This is a genomic window from Methylobacterium dankookense (genome assembly GCF_902141855.1).
Lineage (GTDB): Bacteria > Pseudomonadota > Alphaproteobacteria > Rhizobiales > Beijerinckiaceae > Methylobacterium > Methylobacterium dankookense.
Genome location: NZ_CABFVH010000059.1, coordinates 17793 through 27448 on the forward strand (window position 1 = coordinate 17793; position 9656 = coordinate 27448).

Below are 9656 nucleotides of genomic sequence, written 5' to 3' on the forward strand. Positions count from 1 at the left end.
ATGGCCGAGGGCCACCACGAGATCATCATCATCAAGCGCCACGGCGACCATGAGGACGGCCATCACGGCGGCGCCTGGAAGATCGCGCTCGCGGACTTCATGACCGCGATGATGGCGCTGTTCCTGGTGATGTGGCTGATCAACTCAACCAGCAAGGCGCAGAAGCAGTCGATCGCCGAGTACTTCAACCCGGTGAAGCTCGCCGAGGTCACCCACGACCGGAAGGGCGTCTCCGACCCGCAGGACACGCCCTCCGACCCCGCCTCGCCGGGCGGCGGCAAGACCGATGCCGAGGGCGAGGGGGAAGGCAAAGGCGAGGGCAAGGGCGCATCGAAAGGCGAGCCTGCCGCGCCCGGCAGCCGCGCCCGCGAATCCGCCCTGTTCCAGGATCCCTACGCGGTGCTGGCCAAGCTCGCGGCCGAGGGCGAGCGCTCGGAAGTGGCGAGCGCCGACGCCGCGGCCCTGGAGACCGGGCAGCCCGGCATCAGCGGCGGCGAGGCGGCGCGCGACCCGTTCGACCCGCTCTACTGGCAGACCGAAGCGCTGCCCCGCGCCCGCAGCGAGCAGCCGGGTGCGGTCAACACCGTGGCGCGCACGCCGAGCGAGACCCGCCTCGACGCCCGCAGCCAGACGGCGCAAGGCACGCGGCCGAAGGGGGATTCCAAGGATCCGGCGAAGGATCCGGGCAAGCCTGTGCAGCTCGCCTCCGCCGAGGCCGAGCTGCCCTCGGCGGTGCGCGACGCCCTGAGAACGCCCCGCGAGGCCAAGGACGCCGCGAAGGAAGCGGCCAAGGTGGAGGCCGCCAAGGCCGAGGCTGCGAAGGCCGAGGCTGCGAAGGAGGCTTCGAAGGAGACACCCAAGGACCTCGCCAAGGAACCCGCTAAGGAACCTTCCAAGGAGGCCGGCCCCGACCCGCGTGCGGCCGAGACCGCGGCCATGGCCGAGATCAAGGCCGAGATCGCCAAGGCGGTGCAGCCTCTCGCCACCGGCGCCCCGGCGCCGCGGATCGAGGTGCGGCGCACGGGGGAGGGGGTGCTGATCAGCGTCACCGACGAGATCAACTTCAGCATGTTCGAGATCGGCTCCGCCGAGCCGAGCCCGAAGGTGGTGCGGGCGCTGGAGCGCATCGCCAAGGTGCTGGGCAGCCGCCCGGGCCGCATCGTCGTCCGCGGCCACACGGACGGGCGGCCCTTCCGCTCCGAGACCTACGACAACTGGCGCCTCTCCTCGGCCCGCGCCCAGATGGCCTCCTACGCGCTGGTCCGCGCCGGCATCGACGAGAAGCGCCTGGAGCGCATCGAGGGCTATGCCGACCGCCAGCCCCGCAGCGCCGATCCGAAGGCCGCCGAGAACCGGCGAATCGAGATCCTGCTCCGGGGGCAGGGGGAATGAGGCCTCCGAGGCGCCTCGCCGCCGCGCTCCTCGCCCTCCTCCTCGCCGCTCCGGCGCTCGCCGCCGGGGACGGCCATGGCGGCGGGCACGGCGAGCCGCCGAAGCCCGTCGAGCCGCTGCCGGTGACGCCACGCGGCCTGCCGGTGGAGCTGGTGCGGACCCTGCAGCTCCTGCAGGACCGCATCGCGCGCGGCTCGACCCAGGCCCATCTCGCCCAGCGCCAGCTCCTCGTCCACATCGAGAGCCGGCTCGCCGCCGTCGAGCCCGAGACCTGGGCGGTGGCGGAGAACGCGCGGGCCGGCGTCGCCTTCGCACTGGCCGGCGGCGGCCCCGCGCTGCTGCGGCGCATGCTCGACGGAGGCAGGCTCGGCGAGGCCGAGGCGCCCCTTGTTCTTGGCGCGCTCGCCTATCTGGAAGGCCGCGAGAAGGAGGCGCGCACGCTGCTCGCCAAATTCGACCCGCGCACCATGCCCGCGAGCCTCGCCGGGCAGCTCGCCCTCACCCAGGCCGCGGTGGCGGTGCGCGACGCGCCCGTGCGGGCGATCGAGCTCCTCGACCTCGCCCGGCTCCTCGCCCCCGGCACCCTGGTGGAGGAGGGGGCGCTGCGCCGCGAGATCTTCGTGGTGGCGCAGGGCGGCGACGCGAAGCGCTTCGAGACCCTGTCGATCCAGTACCTGCGCCGCTTCCGCCGCTCGGTCTATGCCGGCAATTTCCGCCAGCGCTTCGCCGCGGCGCTGACCCGCCTCGACTTCGCGAGCGACGGCGCCCGGGTGGCGCAGCTTGAGCGCATGCTCGACGAGATCGAGCCGGAGGGGCGGCGCGACCTCTACCTGCTGGTCGCCCGGGCCGCCCTCGACCAGGGCCGGCGCGAGACCGCGATCTTCGCCGCCGAGCGCGCGGCCGGCCTCGCCGAGCCCGAATCCCGCCCCGCCGCCCAGGCCCGGCTCTACCGCGCCGCCGCGCTCATCGTCGCGGACGGGCGGTTCGAGGAGGGGCGCGAGGCCCTAGCGAGCCTCGACCGCAGGGGCCTCTCCGAGAGCGACGCGCTCCTCCTCGACGCCGCCCTCTCGACCGCCCGGCAGATCCGCACGCTGCCGCAAGCCGGGGCGGCACGCCCCGGCGCGACCCCGGCCGCGGAGTCCCGCGCGCTGCCCGAGGCCCCCGCGATCGGCCGTGCCCAGGAGGCGCTCGCCCGCATCGACCGGATGATGGACAGGAGCGACCCGTGACCGCCCTCGACGCCATGCTGCCCGGCCTGCGCCAGCGGCCCGAGCCGACGCCCCGGCCGAACGGGGAGGCGGCGGATGCCGGCGGGCGCGCCGGCCCGGCCGATTTCGTGAGCGTGCTCGGCGGCCTGGAGGATGCCTCGGTGCACGAGGCCGCGGGCCGCGTCGCGGAGGATTCCGTCCCCGGCGACGATGCGCCGCGCGACGCGTCGCCCGCCGGCTCCGCCGCGCCCGACCCGGCGCAGACCGGCATACCGGCCGCCCCGGCGGCCCTGCCCGATCCCCAGGCCGCTCTGCGCGCCCTGATGGGGCTGCCAGCCGCCACGACCCCGGCGCCCGCGCAGAACCCGGACCTCGCGGCGCTCGCCGCACGGGCCGCCGCCTCCGGCCGCGCCCAGGCCGAGCCTACGCGCGCGGCGGCGCCGGATTCCGGCGCAGGGTCCATGCCGGGGGCCATATCGGCGCCCGTCCCGACCACCATGTCGGCCCCCGCCCCGACGACCCTCCCGGCCACCATGCCAGCGGGTCGGACACGGATCGACGTCCTCGCCCAGGAGACGCATTTCGCCCCCGTCGGCGCCACGCCGGCCGACGCGGCCCGGACGGGCGCCCCGATCCCGGCCGCTCCGGTGGCCGAGGCGCCGCGGCAGGTGGCCCCCACCATCCTGCCGACGACCTCGGTCCCGGTGGTCGCCCCAGGGCCGAGCGCAGCCCCGGCAGCGACGGTGCCGAGCGGGACGCCGCTCCCGGCCGCAGCCGGCATGCCCGGCCCGGCGCCCGCGGAGGACGGCACGGTTGCCGCCACGCCCGCCGTCCCGGCGGATCGGCCCGCGCAGGTCCTTCCCGCGCAAGCCCTTCCCGCGCAAGCCCTTCCCGCACAGGTCCCTCCCACGCAGGCCCGTTCGGATCGTCCGGCCGAACCGGCTTCCCCGCCGCGCGGAATCGCAGAGCCCGCGACCACGCTCCGGCGCGCGGCCCCCGCGCCGGCCGCACGGCCCGCGGATGCGGTGCCCGCTCCCCAGATTCCGCCCGTCCCCCCGGCCGCAGCACCAGCCACCGTCGCGGCGGCCGAGCCGGACGCCCTGTCCGCCATCATGGCCGGTGCCTTGCCGAGCACTTTGCCAGCTGCCGCCCCCACTCCGGTGCGGGGAAGCGCGCCCGCGGCCGCGCGGCAGGCCGGGCCGGGCGCGGCCGAACCGGACGGCGCCGCATCGACCGCCGCAGAATCCGGCGCGGAATCCGGTCCGCAGGCCGAATTCTCCATCCCGGCCGCGGAGTCGGCCCCGGCGCGGATGCGCGAGCGGCCGGCCGGCGGCCCGGTGATCCAGGCGCCGGGCGCGCGGACCGGCGAGGATCCGGCCCCCCACGATACGGAGACGCAGCCGGCCGGCGGCGCCGCCGCGGCGCCGGCCTCGCCCGACATCGCGCCCGCGGGGCAGGCGCCCGCCCAGGGCCTGCCGGCCGCCACCCTCCGGCAGATCGCCGCCTCCGTGGCGGCGGAGGCGCCGGTCGCCGCGCCGGCCCAGGCCGCGGCGCACGACCCGGCGGGGGGGCCACTGCGCCTCCTCACGCTCCAGCTCCACCCGGCCGATCTCGGTGCGGTGGTGGTGCGGATGCGCCTTCAGGACGGGCGCCTGGAGATGAGCCTCCAGACGAGCCGCGAGGAGACCGCCGACCTGCTGCGCAAGGACCGCGAGGCGCTGGGCGAGCTTCTGCGCGGCGCGGGCTACCGGCCCGACATCGTCACGATCCAGTCCGGCCCGGCGGACCAGCAGGGGCCGGGAAGCCGCGGCCAGGCGGCCTTCCAGGGGCCGGAGACCGGAGCGGGGGGTACGGGCCCCGGCACCGGATCGAGCCCCGAACGCGGGCCGGGCGACCAGCCGGGCCGCCGCGGGGCCGCCACGCCGGACGAGCCGGCACGCAGCAGGGACCAGGGACATGAGACGGCTTCGGGCGAGCCTCGCGGCGGCGTGTATCTCTAGCGGCGCGCTCGCCCAGAGTGGCGCACTCGCCCATGGCGGCACGCAGGCGCCGAGCGCCGCGAGCCGGGTCTGCGAGCAGCAGATGGCCCAGGCCGCGCAGAAGCACGGCGTGCCCCTCGGCATGCTCTACGCGGTGGGGCTGACCGAGAGCGGCAAGCGCGGCTCGCTGCAGCCCTACGCCATGAACATCCAGGGCCGGGCCTATTTCGGCGCCAGCGCCCAGGAGGTGATGCAGAAGCTCTCCGAGGCCCAGGCCAGCGGCATCCGCCTGGTCGATCTCGGCTGCATGCAGATCAACCACCACTACCACCGGGCGAAGTTCCCCTCGCTCGAGGCGATGATCGACCCGCGCCAGAACGTCGAGTACGCCACCCGCTTCCTGAAGGAGCTGAAGGAGCGCGAGGGCAGCTGGACGCTCGCGGTGGCCCGCTACCATGCCGGCCCGAACAACAACCCGGCGCAGAAGCTCTACGTCTGCCGGGTCATCACCAACATGGTCGCCACCGGCTTCGGCAACTGGACGCCGGGGGCGAAGGCGTTCTGCCAGTAGGGCGAGGCGCGAGCGGGTGAGATCGGCCGGGCCGGGTGCGTTGCCCTCATCCGTCAGGCCGGGGCCGCAGCCTAGCCGACGTAGACGTAGCCCATGTAGCGCTTCGCCTCGATCGGGTCGTAGCCCAGCCGCTGGACCAGCTTCTTGCGCAGCTTGCTCACGTGGCCCTCGACCACGCTCTCCTCGACGCCGTTGCTGTAGACGCCGTAGATCACGTTGAAGACCTGCGCCTTGGTGAGCCGCCGGCCGCGGTTGCGCACGAGATATTCGAGGATGTGCCGCTCGCGCCGCGGCAGGGGGAAGGGCTCGCCGTCGACCTCCGGGTCGCGCCCGTCGAAGAACACCTTCAGGCGCTCGGGCCGCGGCGCGGTTTCTCCGGCGGGCGCGGGCAGGGCGCCGCCGTTCACGCGGCGCCAGATCGCCTCGGAGCGGGCCAGGATCTCGCGCACGTGCACGGGCTTCGGGAGCACGTCGTCGATGCCGGCATCGAACAGGATCAGGGTCTGTTCCAGGGAGCGCTGGTCGGCCAGCGCGATGATCGGCGCGCGCGAGTGGCGGCGGATGAGCCCGGCGCATTTCGCCCGCTCGTCGAAATCGCCGAGCAGGAAGCCCTGAACCGCGTCGAGGTCGTTGCGCGAGGCGCTCGTCAGCCAGCTCGTGAACTCATCGGGCGTAAGCCCGAAGGCGGAGACACCCTCGCGATCGAAGCTTGCCGCGTAACCGGCATTCACCGCCTCTCTCGCATCGACCAAGCAATACATCCGCTCCAACCCCCGGTGCAGCGCGAGGATTTATCCGTCTTTGCTGCGATCAATACAATATTGACCCTCAGTATGCTACTTATAATTGTATATCACAATTATGTCTCTCGTATGGGTACGTGCCGGATTTCTGGCTCGACCCATTCGACAGCTCTGGATGTCTCGGCCGGTTGCGCAGGTCAATGACGTGGGCGGGGCGCCCTACGCATTTTTCCACGGTGTTGCGCGGGTGCGGAACATATGAACCGAAAGCGTCCATTTCCATCCGTCGGCACGGAGCCGTGACAGAGGAATGCGCACGGACCGAGGCTGGATCCGGGCGAGATCCGGTCGGGCGGCGGCGCAGGGCGGGGCTGATTCGGGGGCCGGTGCCGGACGTGTGCGAACGGGCTCCAGCCGCCAGCGCAGGCGGCGCGGAACCCCTATCGTCGTCGTGTGCGGCACAGGAGCCCGGCCGAGCGAAAGCTCAGGCGCGGGCACGCTCCAGGCGGGCGTCGGAGAGGGCGCGGGCGAAGCCGTCGAGGGAGAAGGGCGGCTCGCTCTCGGCGAGGATGCGCTGGATGGCGATGCCGGCGAAATAGCCGTCGAGGACGAGCTTGAAGAAGACCGTCACGGGCTTGGTAACGAATTCCATGTCGAGCACGACCTGCATGGAGCGGCCCCAGGCGAGGCTCACGTCGGCGGCATCCGCGTAGGCGAGGGTGGCGTCCTTGAAGAAGGGCTCGGCGGAGGAGGCGACGAGGTCGGCAATGTTGCCGTGGTGCTCGCCCCTGACCCAGCCGATCAGCACGCCGCCGTCGAGCAGGCACAGCTCGGCGATGAAGTCGCGCAGCTCCGTGGCGAAGACCCGCTCGGCCGCTTCCAGCATGTCCGGGGGCGCGACCCGTCCCTGGCTGAAGTCGTGGGCCTGGGCACTCATCGGGGCCTCGCGAACAGGAAGAACAGGATCTGGGCGACCGCCCGGTAGAACTCGGCGGGGATCGTCTGATCGACCTGCACAGCATCGTACAGGGACCTTGCGAGAGGCTTGTCCTCGATCACGGCGATGCCGTTCTGCTCGGCGATCTCGCGGATGCGCAGCGCGATCAGGTCCTGGCCCTTGGCGAGCACCAGGGGGGCCGGGTTCTCGGAGGGCTCGTAGCGGAGCGCCACCGCGAAATGGGTCGGGTTGGCGATGACGACGGTGGCGCGGGGCACGGCCGCGAGCATGCGGTTGCGCGAGCGGTCCTGCGCCAGCGAGCGCAGGCGGGCCTTCACGGTGGGGTCGCCCTCCACCTGCTTGTGCTCGTCCTTGATGTCCTGGTGGGACATCCGCAGCGAGCGCTGCCAGCGCAGCCGCGCCCAGACGAGGTCGCCCGCCACGATGACGATGGTGGCGATGGAGACCGCCGAGACGAGGCGGATCGAGATGGTGAGGATCAGCTCGGGCAGCTGGCTCGGATCGACGAACATGGCATTCACGGCTTTCTCGCGCTCCGAGCGCAGGAGCAGGAGGACCACCAGACTTACGCCGAGGACTTTAAGGACGGATTTCAGAAACTCGACCTGACCCGAGCGCCCGAACAGCCGGCCCCAGCCGGAGGCCGGCGAGACGTTGCGCCATTTCGGCCGGATCCGCTCGGAGACGAGCCGGGGCACGTTCTGTAGGATCGAGGCGGAGAGCCCGCAGGCGGCCAGAAGCAGCAGGAAGGGCAGCAGGAAGCGGCCGGCCGCCGTCGCCGTCGCCTGCATGAGGAGGGCGGCATCGCCTGCATTCTCCAGGGCGAAGCCGCGCGGCTGGTCGAAGAGGGGCGCGAGATCGCGGGCGAGCTGGGCGGCCTGCCCGCGCGCGAACAGGGCGAGCCCGATGAGCAGGCCGAGGATCGAGGCGAAGACCGGCGCCTCCCGCGAGAACGGGATGTCGCCCTTGTCAAGCGCCTCGCGGATGCGGCGCTCGGTGGCGGCCTCGGTCTTGCTCTCCTGGTCGACGTCCTCAGCCATCGGCGCGGCCCGCGCGGCGGAGGATCACGCGGGCGCGGCGGCCCGTGCGCGGGGAGGCGCCCCGGCGGGGATCAGCGGATGAGCGCATCTTCCTCGCCCCCCGGATTGATCTCGATCTCGCCGCGGCTCGCCATGTCCATGGCGAGGTCGGTGATGGAGCGGCGCGCCTCCATGACGTCGCGCTGGGCCGCGGGCTCGCCGCCGTTCAGCTCGTGCTCGACCATGCGCTTCACGCGCGCCGAGAGCGCCGAGAGGATGACGCCGCGGAACTCCACATCCGTGCCCTTGAGGGCGAGCACGAGGCGGTCGTTGGGCACCGCGTCGAACAGGGTGGTGCGGGCGCGCGGGACCAGCTTGACGATGTCGTCGAAGGTGAAGAGCAGGCCCTTCAGGATCTCGACCGATTTCGGACGCGTCTCGCCGAGGCTCGACAGCGCCTCGTCCATCTGGCTCCGGTCCATCTTGTTGATGATGTCGGCCATCTTGGCGTGGGTGTCGGCGCCGGCATTGCGCGCGCCGTTGATCATGAAATCCTCGTGCAGCGTCTTCTCCAGCATGCCGAGGATCTCGTCGTCGACGGGCTTGAAGCTCAGCATCCGCCGCATCAGCGTGTTGCGCAGCGGCGCGGGCAGGTGACCCATCACCTTGGCGGCGATGGCCGGCTTGATCCGCGAGAGGATGAGGGCGGCCGTCTGCGGGTGCTCCTTGACGAGGTAGCTTGCCAGCACGCTCTCGGAGACGGTGGCCATGCGCTCCCAGACGGAGCGGGAGGCGTTGCCGCGCACCTCCGCCAGGATCTCGGCGATCTGGTCGGGCGGCAGCAGGCCGGTGAGCAGCTTCTCGACCTCCTGCACCGTGCCGACGAGGCTCGAGCCGCCGGAGAACTCGGTGGCGAAGGACTCGACCACGCGGTCGAGCTGGTCCGGGCTCACGGCGCCCAGATGCACCGCCGAGCGGGTGATGCGCTTGAGCTCGTCCGGCTCGAAATACTTGAGCATCCGGCCCGCGGCCGGCTTGCCCATGGCGAGCAGCAGCGTCGCGACCTGATCGACCGGCCCGAGCGGACGGCCGAGGGCGCGGCCCGCGGACGGGACCGGCGCGTTCGCCAGGGGAGCCGCGGCCGGGCCCGCCATCATCGGACCCGCCATCGGCACAGCCGCGGATGCCGCCATCGCCGGGGACGCCTCAGACGGCCTGATCGGGATCGGTCGGGCCGACCACCTCGGTCAGCGAGACGCCGAAGCGGGAATTGTCCTCCTCGACGATCACGATCTCGCCGCGGGCGATGACACGGCCGTTGACCATCACGTCCACGGGCTCGCCGACCCGGTGGTCGAGGGGCACCACGGCGCCGCGGCCGAGCTTCATCAGGTTGGCGACCGGCATGGTGGCCGAGCCCAGCACCACCTGCACCAGCACGGGGATGCGCAGGATCGAGTCGAGGTTGCGCCCGTCGCCGACGCGGGGCTCCGCGGCGGGAAGGGTCGGCTCGGCGGCGGGGAAGGGACTGTCGCTCATCGGTGGCTCGTACGCGTTCGGCCGTGCGGCGGACCGAGTTCTAGGGGCGCTAGCTGATGCGAGGCTGTCGCCGGCTTGCGGCGGGGCTGGATTGCAAATCGGCAGCGGGCCCATATCCTGACCTCAGGAGGTCATGGCCTCTTGACCTCTAGGTCGCGGACTCATTAAGTTCGCAGCCAGACCCGCAGGGCTGCGAGCTTGACGCTGGCGAGGAAGTTGTCGGGGTCCTTGTCGTAGCGCGTGGCGA

9 protein-coding genes and 1 pseudogene are annotated in these 9656 nt (G+C 72.8%); 4 read left to right on the plus strand and 6 right to left on the minus strand.

The annotated features are described in order from the left end of the window. The 4 genes from MTDSW087_RS26440 to MTDSW087_RS26455 are packed head-to-tail and all read left to right on the plus strand — an operon-like array spanning position 1 to position 5150. The gene (locus tag MTDSW087_RS26440) at positions 1 to 1392 is read left to right on the plus strand and encodes a MotB family protein (RefSeq protein ID WP_144768231.1); all 1392 of its coding nucleotides are present in this window, start codon (positions 1 to 3) and stop codon (positions 1390 to 1392) included. Beyond that, positions 1389 to 2621, plus strand: a complete 1233-nt coding sequence (locus tag MTDSW087_RS26445; RefSeq protein WP_144768233.1) for a chemotaxis protein MotC — start codon at positions 1389 to 1391, stop codon at positions 2619 to 2621. The genes MTDSW087_RS26440 and MTDSW087_RS26445 overlap by 4 nt, the downstream gene beginning before the upstream one ends. Further along, the gene (fliK, locus tag MTDSW087_RS26450; protein ID WP_144768235.1) at positions 2618 to 4600 is read left to right on the plus strand and encodes a flagellar hook-length control protein FliK; all 1983 of its coding nucleotides are present in this window, start codon (positions 2618 to 2620) and stop codon (positions 4598 to 4600) included. Before MTDSW087_RS26445 ends, fliK begins: the two co-directional genes overlap by 4 nt. Then, a complete protein-coding gene (locus MTDSW087_RS26455) occupies positions 4557 to 5150 on the plus strand; it encodes a transglycosylase SLT domain-containing protein (RefSeq protein WP_144768237.1) in 594 nt (197 codons plus the stop codon). The genes fliK and MTDSW087_RS26455 overlap by 44 nt, the downstream gene beginning before the upstream one ends. Positions 5151 to 5221: 71 nt before the next feature. Here the strand turns inward: MTDSW087_RS26455 and MTDSW087_RS26460 are convergent, their stop codons facing one another. The 6 genes and pseudogenes from MTDSW087_RS26460 to MTDSW087_RS26485 form a co-directional block, all read right to left on the minus strand. Then, positions 5222 to 5911, minus strand: a complete 690-nt coding sequence (locus MTDSW087_RS26460; RefSeq protein ID WP_144768239.1) for a response regulator transcription factor — start codon at positions 5909 to 5911, stop codon at positions 5222 to 5224. 466 nt (positions 5912 to 6377) lie between these two features. After that, a complete protein-coding gene (locus MTDSW087_RS26465) occupies positions 6378 to 6830 on the minus strand; it encodes a hypothetical protein (RefSeq protein WP_144768240.1) in 453 nt (150 codons plus the stop codon). After that, the gene (gene flhB, locus MTDSW087_RS26470; protein ID WP_144768242.1) at positions 6827 to 7891 is read right to left on the minus strand and encodes a flagellar biosynthesis protein FlhB; all 1065 of its coding nucleotides are present in this window, start codon (positions 7889 to 7891) and stop codon (positions 6827 to 6829) included. The genes MTDSW087_RS26465 and flhB overlap by 4 nt, the downstream gene beginning before the upstream one ends. A 71-nt stretch (positions 7892 to 7962) precedes the next feature. After that, complete coding sequence (locus MTDSW087_RS26475) at positions 7963 to 9039, minus strand: flagellar motor switch protein FliG (RefSeq protein WP_238179033.1); 1077 nt, start codon at positions 9037 to 9039, stop codon at positions 7963 to 7965. Between the two features lie 37 nt (positions 9040 to 9076). Then, the gene (gene fliN / locus MTDSW087_RS26480) at positions 9077 to 9409 is read right to left on the minus strand and encodes a flagellar motor switch protein FliN (protein WP_144768244.1); all 333 of its coding nucleotides are present in this window, start codon (positions 9407 to 9409) and stop codon (positions 9077 to 9079) included. A 164-nt stretch (positions 9410 to 9573) separates the two neighbouring features. After that, positions 9574 to 9656, minus strand: a pseudogene (locus MTDSW087_RS26485) (IS5/IS1182 family transposase); the annotation flags it as partial.